Origin of the sequence: Streptomyces luomodiensis, assembly GCF_031679605.1 — a bacterium.
In the GTDB taxonomy this organism is placed as follows: domain Bacteria; phylum Actinomycetota; class Actinomycetes; order Streptomycetales; family Streptomycetaceae; genus Streptomyces; species Streptomyces luomodiensis.
Window position 1 is genome coordinate 4405426 of sequence record NZ_CP117522.1, and the last position, 19901, is coordinate 4425326.

Consider the following 19901-nt stretch of genomic DNA (forward strand, 5'->3'; position numbering starts at 1 on the left):
GCCGGGTCCGGATCCGGCCTGTGGCGGCGGCCCCGGCCCGTGGCTCCCTCGCTGCCCACAGGCCGCTCCCTACCGGCCGTCCCGCACAGGCCGCTCCTACCGGCCGTCCCCCACAGGCCGCTCCCTACAGCTTCTCCACCGGTGCGTACCGCAGCAGCAGCCGCTTCGGCTTCTCGTCGCCGAAGTCGATCGTCGCCTCCGCGTTGTCCCCGCTGCCCTTGACCGCCACCACCGTGCCGAGCCCGAACGAGTCATGGGTGACCCGGTCACCGATGGCCAGAGCGACCACCGGACGCTCCTTGGCCCGCCGGGTGGCGAACCCGCTGCCCCCGGTGCGCGCACGCGACGACGACAGACCGGACGACAGCCCCGACGGCGGGGTCGAGGCGACGCCGCCCATGGACGCCGACGGGGTGGCGGGCCCGGTGCGCCGCCACCGCACATACTGATCCGGGATCTCCTCCAGGAAGCGGGACGGCGGGTTGTACGCGGGCTGTCCCCAGGCGCTGCGCATCGTCGACCGGGTCAGATAGAGCCGCTCGCGGGCCCGGGTGATCCCCACATAGGCCAGCCGCCGCTCCTCCTCCAGCTCCTTGGTCTGGCCGAGCGCCCGCATATGCGGGAAGACGCCGTCCTCCATGCCGCTGAGGAAGACGACCGGGAACTCCAGACCCTTCGCCGTGTGCAGCGTCATCAGCGTGATCACGCCGGAGCCCTCGGTGTCCTCGTCCGGGATCTGGTCGGAGTCGGCGACGAGCGCGACCTGCTCCAGGAAGTCCGCGAGGCTGCCGGGGTTCTCCTCGCTCCGGTCCTGCTCGAACTCCAGGGCCACGGCCGCGAGCTCCTGGAGGTTCTCGATCCGGGTCTCGTCCTGCGGATCGGTGGACGCCTGGAGCTCGGCCAGATAGCCGGTGCGCTCCAGCACCGCCTCCAGGACGGTCGCCGGGCCCGCCCCGGACTCCGCGATGGTGTGCAGCTCCTCCATGAGGGTGTTGAACCGCTTGACGGCGTTGGCCGAGCGGGCCGCCATGCCGTACGCCTCGTCCACCCGGCGCAGCGCCTGCGGGAAGGTGATCTTCTCGCGCAGCGCCAGCGCGTCGATCATGGCCTCGGCGCGCTCCCCGATACCGCGCTTGGGCACGTTCAGAATCCGGCGCAGCGGGACGGAGTCCTCGGGGTTGGCCAGCACCCGCAGGTACGCGAGGACGTCCCGGACCTCCTTGCGCTCATAGAAGCGCACGCCGCCGACGACCTTGTACGGCAGCCCGACCCGGATGAAGATCTCCTCGAAGACACGGGACTGGGCGTTGGTCCGGTAGAAGACCGCCACGTCCCCGGCCTTGGCGTCGCCCGCGTCCGTCAGCCGGTCGATCTCGTCGGCGACGAACTGGGCCTCGTCGTGCTCGGTGTCGGCCACATAGCCGACGATCTCGGCTCCGGCGCCGGCCTGTGTCCACAGGTTCTTCGGGCGGCGGTTCTCATTGCGCTCGATGACCGCGTTGGCCGCACTCAGGATGGTCTGGGTCGAGCGGTAGTTCTGCTCGAGGAGGATCGTCCGCGCGGTGGGGTAGTCCTCCTCGAACTGGAGGATGTTACGGATCGTGGCGCCCCGGAAGGCGTAGATCGACTGATCGGCGTCGCCCACCACGCACAGCTCGGCGGCGGTCGTCTCCTCGGTGTCCGTGCCCACCAGCTCGCGCACGAGGGTGTACTGGGCGTGGTTGGTGTCCTGGTACTCGTCCACCAGGACGTGCCGGAAGCGGCGGCGGTAGTGCTCGGCGACGTCCGGGAACGCCTGGAGCAGATTGACCGTGGTCATGATGATGTCGTCGAAGTCCAGCGCATTGGCCTCGCGCAGCCTCGACTGGTACATCGCGTACGCCTCAGCGAGGGTCTTCTCAAAGCCGTCCGCAGCCTGCCCGGCGAAGGTCTCCTCGTCGATCAGCTCGTTCTTCAGGTTGGAGATCTTGGCGCTGAAGGACTTCGGCGGGAACCGCTTGGGGTCGAGGTCCAGATCCCGGCAGACCAGCGACATCAGCCGCTTGGAGTCGGCGGCGTCGTAGATCGAGAACGACGAGGTGAAGCCGAGCTTCTTGGACTCTCGGCGCAGGATGCGGACGCAGGCGCTGTGGAAAGTGGACACCCACATGGCGTTGGCCCGCGGGCCGACGAGCTCCTCGACGCGCTCCTTCATCTCGCCCGCCGCCTTGTTGGTGAAGGTGATGGCGAGGATCTGGCCGGGGTGCACCCCGCGGGCACCGAGCAGATACGCGATGCGGTGGGTGAGCACCCGGGTCTTGCCGGAGCCGGCGCCCGCGACGATCAGCAGCGGAGCGCCGGTGTGCTCCACGGCGGCCTTCTGCTGCTCGTTCATCCCCTCGAGCAGGGCGGACGGGTCCACGGCGGGCCGCGGCGCGCCGTCCCGGTAGTGGGCCTCCCTGGGCACGGGCGCGTCGAAGGCGCCGCTGAAGAGGTGATGCGGCACGTCCTCAGCACCACCGTGGGCAGGGTGCGCCGAATCCTCGGGCGGCGGTGGCTCCTCCTCATGAGAGGGGGGCCCGAGGTCCGCCAGGAAGCTGTCGTCAAAGAGGCTGCTCATCGCTCCCCGAGTCTAGGCCGCCCCACTGACACCCGACGTCCGAACATCACGAAACGGTTTCGGGCAAAACGAACACCAGTCTTCACAGAAGCCCCACGCATTGGCTACCGTCCTGCGTCAGGCGGCCCGGACGATCCGTCGGCGAACCGCGTCGGCACGGGCGGCCTCCGCCGAGTCCGGCACCGCCGCGAGGCGGCCCGGAGCCGGGGACCCAGAACGCACGACCGGGGTGAATCGGCCGAGCGGTGCGGCACGCACGTGCCGCGCGCGAGGCCGTAGGGCAACCTTCCGAACCGCCCGAACCCGACAGCTAACCCGGTAGGCGGTCCACGGAAGGAGTCGCCTCCTTTGGCGTCGCACCGCAAACCGCGGACCCGCATACCCGCCCCGCGCACCGGTCACGGCCGCCGTACGGCCGTCGGGTTCACCACGGCCGCCCTCGCCTCCGTCACCCTCCTGTCCCAGTCGGCCAACGCCGCGCCCGGTGATCCCCGGCCGGCCTCCCAGTCGATCGAGAAGGTCAAGGAGAAGGTCGACACCCTCTACCACCAGGCGGAGACCGCCACCCAGCGCTACAACGCCGCGAAGGAACGCACCGACCAGCAGCGGGCCAAGGTCGACAAGCTGCTGGACTCCGTCGCCCAGCGCACCGAGAAGCTCAACGAGGCGCGACGCACACTGGGCACCTACGCCGCCGCCCAGTACCGCGACGGCGGATTGGCCCGCTCCGCCGCGACCCTGCTGTTCTCCGACGATCCGCAGGACGTCTTCGACCAGTCGCATCTGCTGGACCGGCTGACCGGTCGACAGAAGCAGGCCGTCGACAACTTCCGGACACAGCGGACGAAGACCGCCGAGGAGCGCCGTAAGGCCGGCGCGAGCCTCGCCACGCTGACCGCGGCGCAGAAGCAGCTGAAGACCCAGAAGAAGACCGTCCAGGACAAACTGACCGAGGCCCGGCGGCTGCTGGCGAATCTGACCGCCAAGGAGAAGGCACGGCTGGCGGCGATCGAGAAGAAGCAGGCGGAAGAGGCCCGCCGTAAGGCCGCCGCGCTGGCCGAGAAGCAGCGGCAGGAGGCCGCCGCCCGGAAAAAGCAGCAGGAGCAGCAGGGACAGCAGGACGGGAGCGGCGGCTCGACGGCCCCCTCGGCCCCCGCCAACAGCTCCAAGGCGGCCCAGGCCATCGCCTTCGCGAAGGCGCAGCTCGGCAAGCCGTACGTGTGGGGCGCCACCGGCCCGAGCTCCTTCGACTGCTCAGGACTGACGCAGGCGGCCTGGAAGTCCGCCGGGATCTCGCTGCCGCGCACCACCTGGGACCAGGTGAAGATCGGTACGCGCGTCTCGACGTCCCAGCTCCAGCCGGGCGATCTCGTCTTCTTCTACGACGACATCAGCCATGTCGGCCTCTACATCGGCGACGGGATGATGATCCACGCGCCGAAGCCGGGCGATGTGGTGAAGAAGGCCCCGATCACGGAGATGCCGATTTACGGGAGCGTACGGCCCGCGTAGGCCAGGCTCTCGTCGGCCAGGCTTTCGCGGGCCAGGCTTTCGCGGGTCAGGCTGAGCCAGACTTTCGCGGGGCAGGCCCTCAGAGGCCGCGGTGCCGCTGCCCGGGGCCGGGTCTCGGGCAGCGGCACCGGCATCGCCTCAGGTGCCGGGCTTGCGCCCGTAGACGTACACATCGTCGCCGTTCTTCAGCAGGCTCCAGTACTTCTTGGCGTCGGCCGCGCGCATATTGACGCAGCCGTGGGAGCCGGGCGGGGACCATACGCTGCCGGCGATGGAGTGGAACGCCTGACCGCCGTCGAAGAACTGGCTGTAGGGCATGGCGACCTTGTAGAGCGTCGACCAGTGGTTCTTGTTCCGCCAGTAGACCCTGGTCAGCCCGGTGCGGGTCTCGAAGCCGTTCCGCCCGGTCCGCACCGGAACCGGTCCGTAGACCAGCCGGGAGCCGTCCTGGATCCAGCTCAGCTGCCGGGTGAGGTCGACACAGGCGATGCGGCCCTTGTTGGTCGGGCACTTCTTCGCCGCGTTCGGTTTGTGTCCGGCCGCCTTCTGGGCGTTGATCAGCTTCATCACACCCGAGGTGATCGGGCCGGCGTAGCCGATCGTCGGGCTGATGCCGTGGTTGATCTGGAACTTCTGGATCGCGCGGCAGTCCGCCCGCGACTGCCGCCCGTCGACGGGGCGGCCCAGGAACTTCTCGGCCTGCTTCTGATACGGACCCGCGGTGCTGGTGCAGTACGACGCGGCGGCCTGCGCCGGACCGGCCACGGCGACCGCGAGCGGCACCGTCATCCCCGCCAGCCCCAGCACGATGCCCGCACGCCGGCTACGACGACCTCCGAGACTCCCGAGACCTCCGCGACCTCCGACTGACCCCCATACCCCCATGGCCACTCCTCTCGACTGCCAAGCTCTTTACTACGACAGCTCGCGAGTGCAAATGGTTGCACCGAGGTTGCGCTCAGCTCCCCCCGTACATCAGTTCGTCAGGTCCACAGAACGGCGATGAAGATGTTTGCCGTTGTCAAGGCACCCACCGCGCCGAAGGCGGCCGACTCGACCTTCTCCTCGTCGCGCTTCACGTACACCAGACCGAGGATCACGATCAGCAGCGCCAGCTTCAGGCCGATCTTGACGGTATTGACGCTGTTGTCGTCGGCCTGATTGAGCCCGACCAGCGCCACGCCGGTCACCAGCATGGTCAGCGCGCCGTGCAGCATCCCCGGGGTCATCCGGGCCTCGCCCGCGCTCATCGCCTTCATCTGCGAGAGGAAGCCACCGAGCAGCGCGCCGATGCCGACGATGTGCAGACCGACGAACAGATGAATGAGTACGTCCATAGCTCGGGAGAGTAACCGCGCGCATAACACCGGCCGGCACCCGGGTGGGCCCCTATGGGCGCTTCGGTCAGGGCCGCTCGAGACTCTCGGCCACCCCGCTCACCCTGCGATCAGTCGCCGTCACAGGAGCGACGAAAACCGTCCACTCCCGTTCATTCACCCGCATGGCCCCCACTTTCCGGCCTAGCTTCCCCTCCAGGTGGCAGTCCGCTTCCCGTCAACCGAGGGTCCCCGCCTTCATGGCGGGCTGCCACCCGCCCGTCCGTTCCCCATGAAGGTCCAGGACCCGAAACGTCCTGGAATGCCCAAGAGAGACCAGGTGAACCGCCGCAGTGGCGTCGCACAGGAAGCCCAAGCAGCGCTCGCTCACCAGCAGCACCGCCCGCGCGGCCGCGCTCCTCGCCCTCACGGGCACCGCGTCCGCCACCCTCCTCGACGGCACCGGGCACGCCGAGCACCACCTCACCCCCGCTCAGGTGAGGGCGAAGGTCGATGAGTACCGACGGGAGGCCGAGGAGGCCACCGAGAAGTACAACGGCGCGAAGGACAAGGCCGACAAGGCCCGGCGGGCGCTGGACGCGCTGCGCGACCAGGCCGCCCGCCGCACCACCCGGCTCAACGCCGCGCGCAACGCCCTCGGCGCCTTCGCCGCCGCCCAGTACCGCTCCGGGACCATCGCCCCGGCCCTCCAGCTCGCCCTGTCCTCTTCCCCCGACCAGTACCTCCAGCGCGCCTCGCTCGTCGAGCGCGCGGGGAACCGCCAGACCGCCCTGATCACCGCCGTCGGCCGTCAGGAGCGGACATTACGCCAGGTCCGCGGCGAGGCGGCCGACCGCCTCGCCGCTCTGCGCCTCTCCCAGACGGCGGCCGCCCGCCACAAGCGGACCGTCCAGGAGAAGCTCGCCGCCGCCGACCGCCTCCTCGACCGGCTGACCGACGAGCAGCGGCGGCGTCTGTCGGCGGCCCAGGAGGCCCGGGACGGCGGCAAGGCCGGGGCCGGCTCGCCCGTTCCCGCCACGGGCCGCGCCGCCCTCGCCGTCTCCTACGCGTACGCGGCCCTCGGCAAGCCGTACATCTGGGGCGCCACCGGCCCCCATGGCTATGACTGCTCGGGGCTCACGCAGGCCGCCTGGCGCGCCGCCGGTGTCTCCCTGCCCCGCACCACCTACACCCAGATCAGCGCCGGGCAGCGGGTCCAGCGTGACCAACTGGCCCCTGGCGACCTGGTCTTCTTCTACTCCGGCATCAGCCATGTCGGCATCTACATCGGCGGCGGCCGCATGATCCACGCCCCACACCCCGGAGCCCCCGTGCGGGTGGCCTCCGTGTCCGACATGCCTTTCGCGGGAGCGGCCCGCCCGGCGTAACCCGCCCCGCTCGGGGAGGCGGTGCTCGCCATGACGAGGGACTCGGCGGACGTGAGTCGATGGCGGCGATCTGTCGGCGGGTTGCGGTGGGCTGCGGCGGGTGACGGCGATCTGTCGGCGGGGCGTCGGTCACGCCCGTAAGGGTGGAGCTCACGGCCGTAAGGGTGTCGTCGCGGCCGTAAGGCTGATACGTGGCCGCGCAGGCCACATCCCGTCACCGAGCAGATGTCGTCATGAACCCCGACGCGAGGAGCCCCGTATGCCTTCCGCATCCCCGACCGAGCCATGGGACGTCCACCGGCTGCCGTCCGCCCAGGGCAAGACCTTCCTGGTGACCGGCGGCAACGCGGGGATCGGGTACTTCGTCGCCGAACAGCTCGCCGGTACGGGGGCCACCGTCGTCCTCGGCAGCCGGGACCCGGCGAAGGCGGACGCCGCCGTGGCCTCGATCCGCTCCCGGCTCCCCGATGCCCGGGTGCGTCATATCCGGCTGGACCTCGCCGCTCTCTCCTCGCTCAAAGCCTCCGTGGAAGCGCTGGGGTTGGATCGTCTGGACGCGGTCGTCCACAACGCCGGGGTGAAGTTCGACCAGCCACCCCGCCGTGAGACCGACGACGGCCATGAGGCGATGTTCGGGATCAACCACCTCGGGCACTTCGCGCTGACCCACTGGCTGATGCCCCTGCTCACCGCCGCGCCCGAGGGCCGCGTCGTCACCACGGGCAGCTTCGCGGCCAAGTCCGAGCGGCTGGACCTCGACGACCTCCAGAGCATCCGTGACTACCGGCCGGAGCGCACCTATGGGCGGTCGAAACTGGCCCAGATGCTCTTCGGTTTCGAACTCGACCGCCGGCTGAGGGCGGTCGGCAGCACGGTGCGGAGCGTGGTCACCCACCCGGGCGGCGCGCTCGACTCCCTCACCCCCTCGCGCCCGCCGATCCACGTCCGTACGACCGGCGAACGGCTGCGGGGTCTGCCCGCCGGTGTCCTCATCCAGGGCAAGGAGGCCGCCGCCTGGCCCGCCGTACGAGCGGTCCTCGACCCGTCCGTCACCGGCGGCGAGCTATGGGTCCCCCGGACCTTCGGCCTCCGCGGCGTCCCCCGGCGCGAGCCCGTCCGAGGCCATCTGGCGGATGCGGAGGTCGCGGCACACCTGTGGTCGGCGAGCCGCGACCTGACGGGGGTCGAGCCGGAGTTCGGTCCGGCACAAGGACCAGATCAGGACGCGTAGTACGAACGCTGGAGCGCAGGAGCCAACCGTGATCTGTCGATCACATGAAGTCACCGGATCGGGTGGTTCAGTCGCTGAAGCGGGTCGTTTCGCTCAACTCCGCACGCGGGATGGAGATGCCGTTCACCGGGGCGGACGGGTCCGCGTAGCCGAAGGAGACGCCGAGCAGCAGCTTGCGGTCCGCCGCGACGCCCAGAGAGCGGCGCACCGTGTCGGCATAGAAGCTGAGGAGGCCCTGCGGGCAGCTCGCGATGCCATGGGCGGTCAGGGCGAGCAGCAGGGTCTGGCCGTACATGCCGACGTCGGCCGCCATCCGCACCTCCGCGGTGGACGGCAGGAACAGCAGGGCGACGTGCGGGGCGCCGTAGAAGTCCAGGCTTTCGACGTCGTACGCGGCGCGGGCCGCCTGATCGTCGCGGCCTATGCCCAGCGCGCCGTACATCGCGGCGCCCGCCGCGCGGCGCCGCTTCTGGTGGACGTCGCCGTACATGCCGTCGTCGTAGGGGAAGTCCGGGGTCATCCGCCCGGCGGCGTGGGCGGCTCGCAGATCCGCGCTGAGCCGGTCGCGGGACGCGCCGCTGACCACCTCGATATGCCAGGGCTGGGTGTTGGAGTTGGAGGGCGCCGCGCCCGCGAGGGAGAACACGGCGCGGAGGGTCTCCTGCGGTACGGGGTCGGGGCGGAAGGCGCGGACGGCCCGGCGGCCACGGATGAGCCGCTCGGCGTTGGCGCGCAGGGTCGGGCAGGGGAGGGTGGTGGTCATGCCGCTGTTGGTTCCTTGGTCGTTGGTCGAGTGCTGAGCCATTGGGCCGTGGGGACTACGGGGCCACCGCGCCGCAGGAGCTGCCGGGGGCCGCGGGAGCGTCCGCGTCCAGGAAGGACTGGATGATCCGCTCCGCCGCCTCCTTCAGCGCGGCCGCGGAGCGCTCGGCCGAGAAGATCTGCGTGGTGACGTTGGCGCCCTCCACCAGCATCTGGAGCATGTAGGCCAGACCCTGCGGATCGCGGACCGGCAGCGGGGCGATCAGATCGGCCAGCATCTCCAGGTACTCGGCCTTCAGCCCGCCGGCCGTCCGGTGCACCGGGTGGTCGCGGTCGGGGAATTCGACGCAGGCGTTGGCCAACGGGCAGCCGCGGAAGTCCGGCTCGCTGATCCGGTCCGCGATGGCGCCTATGACGTGGCGCAGTTGGGCCAGCGGATCGCCGGGACACGCCCCGCGCGCCGCCTCCAGCCAGTCGCGCGGGGGGTCTGCCTGCGCCTTCACATAGGCGACGGCCAGATGGTCCTTGGACTCGAAGCTCCGGTAGATGCTGGGCTTCCCGACCCCGGAACGCTCGGCGATCTCGGCGACGCCGACCGCGCGGATGCCCTCTTGGTAGAAGAGATCGCACGCGACGCCCCAGACCCGCTGCCCCGCCGGTGACCGTCCTGCCATCAGGCCCACCCTTCCTGTCCGACGTACCGTTCGGTACTCACGCGTGACGCCCACCGTACCGATCGGTACGGTGGGCGTCAACCGCTACGCCACCGGGGCGTCCCCCACGGTCGGCGGACCGCTCAGGCCCGGCTGCCGCCGTCCACCCGTAGCACCGTGCCGGTCACGTAGGAGGCGCGGTCGCTGAGGAGCCACGCGGCGGCCTGGGCGATCTCGTCCGGGTCGGCGGCACGGCGCAGCGGGGCCTGCGTCGTGATCCGCTCGATGACGCCGGGGGAGCTGTCCTCCCATTCGCGGATCATCTCGGTGATCGTGGCGCCGGGCGCGATGGCGTTGACGCGGATGCCCTCCGGGCCGTACGTGACGGCGGCCGACTCGGTGAGGCTGTTGACCGCGCGCTTCATGGCGCTGTACGCCGGGAGTTCGGGGTTGCCCATGAGGCTGCCGACGCTCGAGTTGTTGACGATGGCGCCCGTTCCGGCGGTGGCGCGGATGGCCGTCACCTCGGCGGTCATGGCCAGCCAGGGGCCCCTGAGGTTGACGGCGTAGACATGGTCGAAGTCGGCCTCCGGGAACTGGTCCATCGGGCCCGGCTGATGGCTCGTCGCGCCGTTGTTGAAGGCCACGTCGAGCCGGCCGTACAGCTCCACGGCCCGGTCGACGGCGGCCCGCACGCTCGCCGCGTCGGCCAGGTCGCACACGACGTGGTCCGCGGTACCGCCGGTCGCCCGGATCTCCTCGGCGACCGCCTTGATCTGGGCCTCCGTACGGGCCGCCAGCAGCACCCGGGCGCCCTCCCGGGCGAAGAGGCGCGCCGCGGCGGCGCCGATGCCGCGCCCGGCGCCAGTGACGAAGGCGACCTTGTCGGCCAGCAGGCCGAGGCCGACCCCGGTGGCGGCGCGGGTCAGGGTCTCGGGGGTGGTGTCCGGTGTGTTGTCCATGGTCACGAGCCTGCGACCGGCCGCACAGCTCATCCAGGCACCGGCGATACCTGGTTGAGCCCCCACCGTCCGCCCACACTGAGGGCGTGGACAGACGAGAACTTGCGGCCTTCCTGCGCAGCCGGCGCGAGCGGATCACCCCCGCCGACGTGGGACTGCCCGCCGGGACGCGGCGCCGCACCCCGGGGCTGCGGCGCGAGGAGGTGGCGCAGTTGGCGTTCATCTCGACCGAGTACTACACGCGGCTGGAGCAGGCCCGCGCGCCGCGCCCGTCCCGCGAGGTGCTGGCCGGGCTGGCCCGCGCCCTGCGGCTGGCCGACGCCGAGCGGGTCCACCTCCACCATCTCGCGGGCGCCCCGCCCGGTCCGGCGGCCGGACCGTCCCGTGAGGTGCGGCCGAGCATCGCGGAGCTGCTGCGGCGGCTGCCGCACGCGGCGGCGATCGTCGTGTCCGCAAGTTACGAGGTCATCGCCTGGAACGACTTGGCCGCCGCCTTCATGGAGGACTTCTCCGCCCTCTCGCGCCGCGACCGCAACCTGGCCCGCCGCGCCTTCCTCGGGCCACACCGGGACGGGCGGCGGCTGTACGGGGTGACGGACGCGGACGCGTTCGCCCGGACCGCGGCCGAGGAGCTGCGCGCCACGGCCGCCCGCTACCCCGACGACCCGGAGGTGACCGGGCTGGTGGCCGAGCTCCGTTCGGGCAGCGAGGAGTTCGCCCGGCTGTGGGACTCCCACGACGTGTCGACCGGGCCCACCCTGTGCAAGACGTTCCACCATCCGCTCGTCGGGTCCATCACCGTCAACTGCGACTCGCTGGACATCGCCGACCGGGACCAGCGGGTCGTCATCTACACCGCCGACCCCGGTTCACCGTCCGAGGAGGCGCTGAAGCTGCTGTCGGTCATCGGCACCCAGCGCATGGATGTGCCGAGCTAGTCAGGGCCGCCTCGGCGCGGACGTCCGTGGGACGCGCGGCCGCGCCCGTGGTGTCACCTGACCGTTTGAAGGTGGGTCAGCTGACCGTCGCGAGGCCGTTCGCCAGCAGGGCGAAGGCCGCCTCCGCGTCGCGGACCGCGTCCGGGTAGCGGACATCGGCGGTCTCGCCGGACGCCAGGCGCTCGAAGTTCTCCATGGACAGCGCCCATTGGACGGCGATGACCTGGACCGAGGCCATCCGGGCGATGAGGTCCGGCGCGTCGGCGGTGTCGCGCAGGGCCTCGGTGAGGGCGCGTTCGCCGCCCGCCTTGAAGCGCTGCATGCGGTCGATCAGGGCGGGGGTCCGGAAGATCAGTTGGGTGAGCTCCCGGATCTCAGGGGTGTCGTTGAGACCGGTGATCGGATCGCGCCGGCGCAGGCCGTCGAGGAAGTGGTCGCGCAGAGCGGTCAGCGGGGTGGTGCGCGCGGGGCGGGCGCGCACCACCCGGGCGGATTCGGTCTCGTGGTCGGCCATGCGGTGCACCACGAGGTCTTCCTTGGTCGGGAAGTACGCGAACAGCGTGCGCTTGGAGACCTCGGCGGCCTCGGCGATCTGGGCCACGGAGACCTCATGGAAGCCGCGCTCGATGAAGAGGGCGATCGCGGCGTCCGAGATCGCCTCGCGGGTCCGCTGCTTCTTGCGTTCCCGCAGGCCGGGCTGGTTCTCGGTCGTCACGCGCCCACACTACCCCACAAACTGCACTTGGAATAGTTCTGCACCTGGTGTACTTATTTACCGAGTGCAGAAGTGAGGGAGGGCGAAATGGAGTCGATCGAGACCGAGGTCGTCATCGTGGGTGCCGGGCCGACCGGGCTGACGCTGGCGTACGAGCTGGCCCTGGCCGGGGTGGAGACCCTGGTGCTGGAGAAGCTGCCGGAGCGCCTCCAGCAGGTGAAGGGCGGGGCGATCCAGCCCCGTACGGCGGAAATGCTGGAGCTGCGGGGGCTGCTGGAGCCGATGCTGCGGCGGGCCATGCCGCGCGGACCGGTCGGCGGGCACTTCGCGATGCTGCCGGTGCCGCTGGACTGCCGCCCCTGGGACACCCGGTATCCGTCCCCGATCTCGCTCCCCCAGTGGGAGATCGAAGAGGTGCTGGAAGAACGGGCGACCGCCCTGGGCGCGCGGATACGGCGCGGGGCCGCCGTGACGTCGGTCGAGGCGGACACCGACGGGGTGACCGTCGCGGCGGACGACGGTCCACGGGTGCGGGCGCGGTACGTGGTGGCGTGCGACGGGGGCCACAGTGCGGTCCGTAAGAAGCTCGGAATGCCGTTCCCCGGGCGGTCCGGGACATATCTGGCGGTGCTCGCCGACGTTCGGCTGTCGTCCGTATCGGAGCTGGTGCCCCGGGAGCAGGGGCACATCAGCACCCTGACGCGGCAGGCGAACGACTACTGGGCGATGCTCGTCCCGCTCGGCGACGACCGCTACCGGCTCACCTACGGGTACTACGGCTCCGAGGACCGCCCGGAGGTCACCCGGGACACGCCCGTCGGCGACGACGAGATCGCCGCCGCGCTGCGGGCCGTGTACGGCGAGGGGACGGTGCTCGGCGGGGTGGACAACTCCTCCCGGTTCAGCGACGCCACCCGGCAGGTCGAGCGCTACCGGGCCGGCCGGGTGCTGTTCGCGGGGGACGCCGCGCACATCCATCCGCCGCTGGGCGGGCAGGGGCTGAACCTCGGTGTGCAGGACGCGTTCAACCTGGGCTGGAAGCTGGCCGCCACCCTCCATGGGCGGGCCCCGGCCGGGTTGCTGGACAGCTACCACGCCGAACGGCACCCGGTCGCGGCCGGAGTGCTGCACCACACCTCGGCTCAGCGGGTGCTGGCGGATCCGCGCCCGGACAACGAGGACGTGATGGCCCTGCGGGAGATCGTCACCGATCTGCTGCGGCTGCCGGACGCCAACCGGCACCTGGCGGGGCTGATGTCGGGGCTGGCGCTGGGGTACGAGATCCCCGGTGCCCGCCATCCGCTGGCCGGGCAGCGGGTGCCGGACACCGAGCTGGTCACCGCGTCCGGGCCCGCCCGGCTGTCGTCGCTGTTCGGCCCGGGACACGCCGTGCTGCTGGACGTGGGCGGGCTCGTCCCGGACGGCGTACGGCTGCCGGAGCGGGTCGACCTCGTACCCGCCAAGTCCACGGCCGACCTGGGCGCGGGCGCACTGCTGTTCCGCCCCGACGGCTACGTCTGCTGGGCGGCGGACGACGCCGCCGCGTGCCGCGAGGGGGTGCTGCCCGCGATCGCCGCGCATCTGGTGGCCTGACGATCCGAGCCGCCAGGTTGGCAGGCCGTCAGACCGCCAGAGGCGTCGGGCCGCCAGGCCGTCAGACCGCCCAAGCCGTCAGACCGCCAGACCGTCAGGCCGTTAAGCCGTCACGCCGCCAGACCGCCAAGCCGCCAAGCCGCCAAGCCGTCAGACCAAGCGACGGGCCGTCGCCCAGCGGGTCAGCTCATGGCGGTTGGAGAGCTGGAGCTTGCGCAACACCGCCGAGACGTGGCTCTCGACCGTCTTCACCGAGATGAACAGCTGCTTGGCGATCTCCTTGTAGGCGTAGCCGCGGGCGATCAGGCGCAGCACCTCGCGTTCCCGCTGGGTGAGCCGGTCCAGGTCCTCGTCCACGGGCGGGGCGTCGGTGGAGGCGAAGGCGTCCAGGACGAAACCGGCGAGGCGCGGCGAGAAGACCGCGTCGCCCTCGGAGACCCGGAAGATCGCGTCGACCAGGTCGGTGCCGGTGATGGTCTTGGTCACATAGCCGCGGGCGCCGCCGCGGATGACCCCGATGACGTCCTCGGCGGCGTCCGAGACGGAGAGCGCGAGGAAGCGCACCGGACGGTTCTGGTCGGCCATCAGCGAGGCGCTGCGGCGCAGCACTTCGACCCCGCCCCCGCCCGGGAGGTGCACATCGAGCAGTACGACCTCGGGGCGGGTCGCGGTGATCACGGTGACGGCCTGGTCGACATCGGCCGCCTCGCCGACCACCTCGACGCCGGTCCGGGCCGTGTCCCCGATCTCGGCCTGCACCCCGGTGCGGAACATACGGTGATCGTCGACCAGCACGACACGCACCCGGCGCGGCTCCGCGGCGTCGTCGGGCCCCGCGTCACCCGCCCCCACCGGACCGGGCGCGGGCACGCCACCTGCCGGTCCGGGCGTGCCCAGGGCGTCCCTGCCGTGCCTGTTGCCGGGCACCGAAGCACGACCGAACCCACCCGGCACAGGACTGCCACCCGCCGCCGGGGCACCGCCCGTACCGCCCGGTGCCTCCGTACCGCCCGGTGCCTCCGTACCGCCCGGTGCCTCCGTACCGCCCGGTGTCCCCGTACCGCCCGGCGCGGCCGTGCCGCCGGGCACCGAACCGCGGCCGGCCCCGCCCGGCACCCGCGAACTCCCCAGCGCGGGGGCACGCGTGCCGCCGAAGGCGGGGGTGCCGCCGGGCGCGGCGGGCGCTCCCCCGCCGCCTGGGTTACCGGCCGGCAGGCCGTCCGCGTCGGTCATGTCGTCGCCACCCTCTCCATCTCCAGCTCCACTTCCGTACCCCCGTCCGGCGCGGACCTCAGCCGGGCCGTGCCGCCGTTCCGCTGCATCCGGCCGATGATCGACTCGCGTACGCCCATCCGGTCCTCCGGCACCGCGTCCACGTCGAAGCCGGGACCGCGGTCGCGCACGGAGATGAACACCGTGGCCCCCTCGACCTCGGCGAAGACCTGGACGGCTCCGCCGTCGCCACCGTACTTGGCCGCGTTGACCATCGCCTCGCGCGCCGCCTGTATCTGTGCGCCCAGTCTCTCGTCCAGGGGGCAGTCGCCGACCACCACCACCTCGATCGGGACGCCGTGGTGGTCCTCGACCTCCGCCGCCGTCTTCCTCACCGCCTCCGCGAGGGTGTCCGGCTCCTCGGCCTCGTCCTTACCGGTGCCCTCCGGCCGGTAGAGCCACGCGCGCAGCTCCCGCTCCTGGGCGCGGGCCAGCCGGGCCACCTCGCGAGGGTCCTCCGCGTTGCGCTGGATCAGGGTGAGGGTGTGCAGGACGGAGTCGTGGACGTGGGCCGCCACCTCCGCCCGTTCCTGCGCCCGGATACGCATCAGCCGCTCTTCGGAGAGGTCCTGCGTCATCCGCACCACATACGGGCCCGCCAGCAGTGCGATACCGACCAGGACGGCCAGGGCCGCCTGTAGTACGGCCCCCAGGTGTTTGGCCGAGCCTTGGAGGACGACGATCCCGGACACCCCTGCGGCCACCAGGACGACCCCCGCGGCGGCACGGGCCAGGGGCAGCACCCGCTTGCTGCGGCTGAGTTCGACCCACTGGGCGCGGCGGGCGTTGTCCGCCTGGCGCCAGAACAGGGCGACGCCCGCGCCGATGAGGAGGAGCGGCCAGATGTAGGTGTTGGCGCGGCCGAGGTGGAAGCCCTTGATGAAGATGCCCATGCCGACGCAGAGGGCGACGAGGGCGATGATCTGGCCCCGCTCCGGCCTGCGGGCCAGGATCCGGCGGCGGCCGTCGGGGCCCACGGTGGTGAGCGGTCGGGTGGTCGTCGTCTCCACGCCGCCGACGCCGAGCGGGACGATGAACCAGAAGAGCGCGTAGACGAGCGCGCCGAACCCCTCCGCCATGAACAACGCGACGAAGACGCCCCGTACCCAGGACACCGGAAGCCCGAGGTGCCCCGCCAGCCCTCGGGCCACACCGCCGAGGAGGCGGCCTTCGGCACTGCGGTAGAGCTTGCGCGGAGGTGGCTCCGGGGTCGTGGGGGGCACGGCGGCGGTCATGGCTCGATCGTCACACGCCCGGTCGGCCACGGGCATCAGGGTCGCCCCTGATCGTTCCCCGACCCCGGCCCGAACCCGACCCGGGCCTGGGGCCCGAACCCGGTCCGGGCCCGAACCCGACCCCGGTCCCGGGCTCCTGGAAACCCGCTCGCCGGGGCGGCGTTCAGTCGTCGGGGGTCGCCCGGCGCGACCGGCGGCGGAGGACGTAGCCGAGGGTCGAGGTCATGGCCGCCGCGCACAGGCCGCACAGCAGCGCCGGGAGGGCGATCTCGGGGCGGACGTCCCACTCGCCGGCCGCGTCCATCCCGTACGCGACGGCCACACCCAGGATCACCAGGCCGGCCACCAGCTTGCCCGGCTCGAACGGATGGCGGGACCGATCAGGGGCCGGGCGGCCGCGCACACGACCGGGCGAGCGCCCGAGCGAATGGCCGCGCGCACCAAGCCCATGACCAAGTCCACGCCCGAGCCCATGACCGCGCGCATCACCGGACGAGCGGCCGAACGAACGGCGCCTCATGATCGCCTCACCTCCACGGTGCCCAGCCCGACCTCCAGCTTCAGCGAGACCGTGCCCTTGGCCTCGCCGCCGCCCACCGGGTCCAGGGTGAGCTCGCGCTCCCGGCCCGGACCGACGTCGACGTTGTCCTTGTCCTTCTTCTCACCCGGAAGCCAGATGTCGCCGAGCCCGACCTCGATGTCGAGCCGCACCCGGGCGTCACGCGGAACCGTCACCTCCAGCTTGCCCACGCCCATCTCCACCCGGCTGGCAACACTGCTGCCCGGTTCCAGGGACAGGCGGTCCAGCTTGAGCTCGGCGGCGCCGCCGCCCAGCTCATAGAGGTCGTGCACGGCGGTTTCCGAGGTCGGGGCCCAGGTGCGGCGGGCCCATTCGGGGGTCACCGACCCGGGCAGGGCCGCCGCGCACGCCAGCAGCGCGCTCGTGAGCACCGCGAGGCACACCGTGCCGGAGCCGACCCGGCCCCAGCGGGAGCCGATGACCAGGGCGAGCCCGAAGACGCCCAGCGCGCAGGCCAACCCGATCTCCAGACTGGTGCCCAGCGGCTGGGAGGACCACGCCGCCCGCGCCCCCACCGCGGCGGCGGCGACCGCCAGCAGGAAGGCCCAGCCGCCGAGCGGCGCCCCGGCCCGCACCCGGCGGGCCCGCTCCGCCTTCGCCGCCGCCTTGTCGTACGGCCCGTCGTCCGGCCCCCACAGATACGAGGCGGAGCCGAGCGGCCCGGTCGTACCGTCCTTGATGATCGGGTCGCGCCACCAGGACGGGGCGGGGCCGCCCCGCGTGGGCGGGGCCTTGGTCTCGGGCGGCGCGTCGGCGACCGCCTGGGCCGTGGCCGGGTCCACCGCGCCCACGCTCTGCGCCTGGCGGCGGTGGTGCGACCAGTAGCCCGCACCGGCCGCCGCGAGGGCGAGCATGAACGAGAAGTACATGACGCTGCCGTTGTTGAGCATCGACAGGAACAGCCCACAGCCCACCAGCGCCACCAGAACCGCCGTCAGCGCCGGGCCCTCGACCCGCCCCGAGAGGAGCTTGCGCCCCTCGTTCTCGTCCTCGCCGTGCAGCGGGACGAGCAGCCAGCAGAAGCCGTACCCGATCAGACCGAGGCCGCCCGCCACGGCCAGCACCGACAGCACCACCCGGAAGATCACCGGGTCCAGATCGCAGTACCGGCCGAGCCCTCCGCACACCCCCGAGATCACCTTCTGGTCACGGCTGCGCCGCAGCGGCGTGTGCGACAGGCGGGAACCGGACGCGGTCTCGGCCTCGTCCGCCACGGTGGGTGCATCGGTCATACGGCCATCGTGACAACACCGGCCGCACCCGCGACATCCGGCATGCCCCTAGGTCTTCCCTGAGATCTCCCCAGGGGCCACGGCGGCTATCGTGTCGCATCGAACGTGTGCGGGAGGGGAAAGCGGTGTCGGACGAAGGCCACCTGATAGCCGGACGTTACCGCCTGGTCGAGAAGATCGGCCGCGGCGGCATGGGCACGGTGTGGCGGGCCGAGGACGAACTGCTGGGCCGCCAGGTCGCGGTCAAGCAGCTCCATGTCTCTCCGCACCTCGCCGAGGACGAGTTGACGACGCTGCACGAACGCACCCGCCGCGAGGCGCGCAGCGCGGCCCGTATCACCCACCCCAATGTGGTCGTGGTCCACGACGTGGTGGACCACGGAGGACTGCCGTGCATCGTCATGGAGTACGTGCCCTCCACAACCCTCGCGGACCTGCTCAAGGACGGCGGCTCGATCTCCCCCGACGAGGCCGCCCGCATCGGCCGCGGCATGATCGCCGCCCTGCGCGCCGCGCACGCGGCCGGGGTGCTGCACCGGGACGTCAAGCCCGGCAATGTGCTGCTCGGCCCCGACGGCCGGGTCGTGCTCACGGACTTCGGCATCGCGATGGCCACCGGCACCTCGACGCTGACCAAGACCGGCGAGGTCGTCGGCTCCATCGACTACATCGCGCCCGAACGGGTCCGGGGCCGCAAGCCCGGCCCCGCGTCGGACCTGTGGGCGCTGGGGGCGACGCTCTATCAAGCGGTCGAGGGGCGGGCGCCGTTCCGCAGAGCCACCGCGATCGAGACCGGTTACGCGATCGCCGTCGATCCGCTGGACCCGCCGAAACAGGCGGGGCCGCTGGCTGCGTTGATCGAGCGTCTGCTGGCGAAGGAGCCGGAGCTGCGGCCCTCGGCGGAGGAGACCGAACGGGCGTTGCGGCTGCCCGCCTCGGAGGCCGACACCACATCGCTGCCGGCGCCGTCGCTCGACTCCACCACGCAGACGTCGCGGCTCGACTCCACCATGAACCTGTCGACGCGGCGGGAGCCCGGCACGCCCCCGGACAGGACCACGGGCACGACCGCGAACACTCCGCCGCACACCCCACCGCACGCGCCCACGGCTTCGGTCTCGTACCCCGTCATGCCGGCCGCGCCGAACACCACCCAGAACACCCCTCCGAACACCGCGCTGCCCCCACCCCCCGGCCCGGCTCCCGCTCCCCCTCCTCCGGCGCGGAAGACGAACCGTAAGGCGGTGTGGACCGCCGTGGGCGCCTCCCTGGCGGTCGTGGCCGTGGCGGGCGGCGTCTATGTGTTCGGCATGGACCACGACAGCGGTAAGGACAGCGGCGGGCAGTCCTCCGCCTCGGGCAGTCCGTCGGCCTCCCCGACCCCGGCGTACACCCCGCCGTCGGGCTATCACATCGTCACCGAGAAGAAGTTCGGCTTCTCCCTCCCCATCCCCGACGGCTGGTCCCGCCAGGAGAAGACCGACCCCGACGGCAACACGGTCGACAGCACCCAGGAGGTCCGCTACCTCGACCCCACCCGGATGGTCGGTCTGAGGATCAACGTCCTGGACTTCGCCTCCGCCGACCAAGTCCAGCACTTCGAGGAGGTCGAGACCGAGCTCAAGAAGGCTTACCCGGTCTACCAGCGGATGCGGATGCAGGAGACGAAGTTCCTGAACATGCCGGCGGCGGTGTGGGAGTTCAAGTTCCGCGGCTCGGAGCGGATGTTCCGCGCGATCGACCTCGGCTTCGGCAAGGAGGGCGGCAAGGAGTACGCGATCTACCTGAGCGCCCCGGACGCGGACTGGGACACCTACCGGCCGGTCTTCGACGAGGTCCGGGACGGCTTCCGCATCCTCGGCTGACGGAACAGGGCCCAGGCCCAGGCCACGCCCCACGTGAACGCCCTGCGC

17 protein-coding genes and 1 riboswitch are annotated in these 19901 nt (G+C 71.8%); of the genes, 6 read left to right on the forward strand and 11 right to left on the reverse strand.

Annotation, left to right across the window (positions count from 1 at the left end; genetic code table 11):
- Window positions 1–124 precede the first annotated feature (124 nt).
- Complete coding sequence (gene pcrA, locus PS467_RS18495) at window positions 125–2599, reverse strand: DNA helicase PcrA (protein ID WP_268972680.1); 2475 nt, start codon at window positions 2597–2599, stop codon at window positions 125–127.
- 173 nt (window positions 2600–2772) lie between these two features.
- Window positions 2773–2939, forward strand: a riboswitch (cyclic di-AMP (ydaO/yuaA leader).
- An 8-nt stretch (window positions 2940–2947) separates the two neighbouring features.
- On the opposite strand from pcrA, the gene PS467_RS18500 reads away from it, so the two are divergent.
- Window positions 2948–4111, forward strand: a complete 1164-nt coding sequence (locus tag PS467_RS18500) for a C40 family peptidase (RefSeq protein ID WP_311036215.1) — start codon at window positions 2948–2950, stop codon at window positions 4109–4111.
- 138 nt (window positions 4112–4249) lie between these two features.
- Here the strand turns inward: PS467_RS18500 and PS467_RS18505 are convergent, their stop codons facing one another.
- Window positions 4250–4900 (reverse strand): L,D-transpeptidase, encoded by a 651-nt coding sequence (locus PS467_RS18505; RefSeq protein ID WP_268977012.1) that lies wholly within the window; start codon window positions 4898–4900, stop codon window positions 4250–4252.
- A gap of 194 nt (window positions 4901–5094) precedes the next feature.
- Window positions 5095–5448: a hypothetical protein gene (locus tag PS467_RS18510; protein WP_268972682.1), complete on the reverse strand. Its 354-nt coding sequence runs from the start codon at window positions 5446–5448 to the stop codon at window positions 5095–5097.
- 332 nt (window positions 5449–5780) lie between these two features.
- Between PS467_RS18510 and PS467_RS18515 the strand changes: the two genes are divergently transcribed.
- Complete coding sequence (locus PS467_RS18515) at window positions 5781–6815, forward strand: C40 family peptidase (RefSeq protein WP_311036216.1); 1035 nt, start codon at window positions 5781–5783, stop codon at window positions 6813–6815.
- A gap of 259 nt (window positions 6816–7074) precedes the next feature.
- The gene (locus tag PS467_RS18520) at window positions 7075–8046 is read left to right on the forward strand and encodes an SDR family NAD(P)-dependent oxidoreductase (RefSeq protein ID WP_311036217.1); all 972 of its coding nucleotides are present in this window, start codon (window positions 7075–7077) and stop codon (window positions 8044–8046) included.
- A gap of 67 nt (window positions 8047–8113) precedes the next feature.
- Here PS467_RS18520 and PS467_RS18525 read toward each other — a convergent pair whose 3' ends face one another.
- From PS467_RS18525 to PS467_RS18535, 3 genes are all read right to left on the reverse strand, one after another.
- Window positions 8114–8809, reverse strand: coding sequence for a nitroreductase (locus tag PS467_RS18525; RefSeq protein ID WP_311036218.1), 696 nt, complete (start codon window positions 8807–8809; stop codon window positions 8114–8116).
- A 55-nt stretch (window positions 8810–8864) separates the two neighbouring features.
- On the reverse strand, window positions 8865–9482 hold the full coding sequence (locus tag PS467_RS18530; protein WP_311036219.1) for a TetR/AcrR family transcriptional regulator: 618 nt from the start codon (window positions 9480–9482) through the stop codon (window positions 8865–8867).
- Between the two features lie 122 nt (window positions 9483–9604).
- Window positions 9605–10423, reverse strand: a complete 819-nt coding sequence (locus tag PS467_RS18535; protein WP_311036220.1) for an SDR family NAD(P)-dependent oxidoreductase — start codon at window positions 10421–10423, stop codon at window positions 9605–9607.
- 86 nt (window positions 10424–10509) lie between these two features.
- On the opposite strand from PS467_RS18535, the gene PS467_RS18540 reads away from it, so the two are divergent.
- Window positions 10510–11361, forward strand: coding sequence for a helix-turn-helix transcriptional regulator (locus PS467_RS18540; RefSeq protein WP_311036221.1), 852 nt, complete (start codon window positions 10510–10512; stop codon window positions 11359–11361).
- A 76-nt stretch (window positions 11362–11437) separates the two neighbouring features.
- Here PS467_RS18540 and PS467_RS18545 read toward each other — a convergent pair whose 3' ends face one another.
- Entirely contained in the window at window positions 11438–12076 is a 639-nt protein-coding gene (locus PS467_RS18545; RefSeq protein ID WP_311036222.1) for a TetR family transcriptional regulator, read from the reverse strand.
- 87 nt (window positions 12077–12163) lie between these two features.
- On the opposite strand from PS467_RS18545, the gene PS467_RS18550 reads away from it, so the two are divergent.
- Window positions 12164–13669, forward strand: coding sequence for an FAD-dependent monooxygenase (locus PS467_RS18550; RefSeq protein ID WP_311036223.1), 1506 nt, complete (start codon window positions 12164–12166; stop codon window positions 13667–13669).
- 150 nt (window positions 13670–13819) lie between these two features.
- On the opposite strand, the gene PS467_RS18555 is transcribed toward PS467_RS18550, so the two are convergent.
- The 4 genes from PS467_RS18555 to PS467_RS18570 all read right to left on the reverse strand — a co-directional run bounded on the left by PS467_RS18555 (window position 13820) and on the right by PS467_RS18570 (window position 17988).
- Window positions 13820–14539, reverse strand: a complete 720-nt coding sequence (locus PS467_RS18555; RefSeq protein WP_432280748.1) for a LuxR C-terminal-related transcriptional regulator — start codon at window positions 14537–14539, stop codon at window positions 13820–13822.
- 359 nt (window positions 14540–14898) lie between these two features.
- Window positions 14899–16176 carry a PspC domain-containing protein gene (locus PS467_RS18560; protein WP_311036224.1) on the reverse strand — a complete coding sequence of 426 codons (1278 nt, stop codon included), beginning with the start codon at window positions 16174–16176 and terminating at the stop codon, window positions 14899–14901.
- A gap of 163 nt (window positions 16177–16339) precedes the next feature.
- A complete protein-coding gene (locus PS467_RS18565; protein ID WP_311036225.1) occupies window positions 16340–16579 on the reverse strand; it encodes a hypothetical protein in 240 nt (79 codons plus the stop codon).
- 113 nt (window positions 16580–16692) lie between these two features.
- Entirely contained in the window at window positions 16693–17988 is a 1296-nt protein-coding gene (locus tag PS467_RS18570; protein WP_311036226.1) for a PspC domain-containing protein, read from the reverse strand.
- A gap of 125 nt (window positions 17989–18113) precedes the next feature.
- On the opposite strand from PS467_RS18570, the gene PS467_RS18575 reads away from it, so the two are divergent.
- A complete protein-coding gene (locus PS467_RS18575) occupies window positions 18114–19853 on the forward strand; it encodes a serine/threonine-protein kinase (RefSeq protein ID WP_311036227.1) in 1740 nt (579 codons plus the stop codon).
- The last annotated feature ends 48 nt before the right edge of the window (window positions 19854–19901 follow it).

Coding starts and splice junctions, on each gene's coding strand:
- PS467_RS18560 (WP_311036224.1), bottom strand. CDS start 16,176: ATGACCGCCGCCGTGCCCCCCACGACCCCGGAGCCACCTCCGCGCAAG.
- PS467_RS18525 (WP_311036218.1), bottom strand. CDS start 8,809: ATGACCACCACCCTCCCCTGCCCGACCCTGCGCGCCAACGCCGAGCGG.
- PS467_RS18530 (WP_311036219.1), bottom strand. CDS start 9,482: ATGGCAGGACGGTCACCGGCGGGGCAGCGGGTCTGGGGCGTCGCGTGC.
- PS467_RS18570 (WP_311036226.1), bottom strand. CDS start 17,988: ATGACCGATGCACCCACCGTGGCGGACGAGGCCGAGACCGCGTCCGGT.
- PS467_RS18535 (WP_311036220.1), bottom strand. CDS start 10,423: ATGGACAACACACCGGACACCACCCCCGAGACCCTGACCCGCGCCGCC.
- pcrA (WP_268972680.1), bottom strand. CDS start 2,599: ATGAGCAGCCTCTTTGACGACAGCTTCCTGGCGGACCTCGGGCCCCCC.
- PS467_RS18520 (WP_311036217.1), top strand. CDS start 7,075: ATGCCTTCCGCATCCCCGACCGAGCCATGGGACGTCCACCGGCTGCCG.
- PS467_RS18510 (WP_268972682.1), bottom strand. CDS start 5,448: ATGGACGTACTCATTCATCTGTTCGTCGGTCTGCACATCGTCGGCATC.
- PS467_RS18550 (WP_311036223.1), top strand. CDS start 12,164: ATGGAGTCGATCGAGACCGAGGTCGTCATCGTGGGTGCCGGGCCGACC.
- PS467_RS18505 (WP_268977012.1), bottom strand. CDS start 4,900: ATGACGGTGCCGCTCGCGGTCGCCGTGGCCGGTCCGGCGCAGGCCGCC.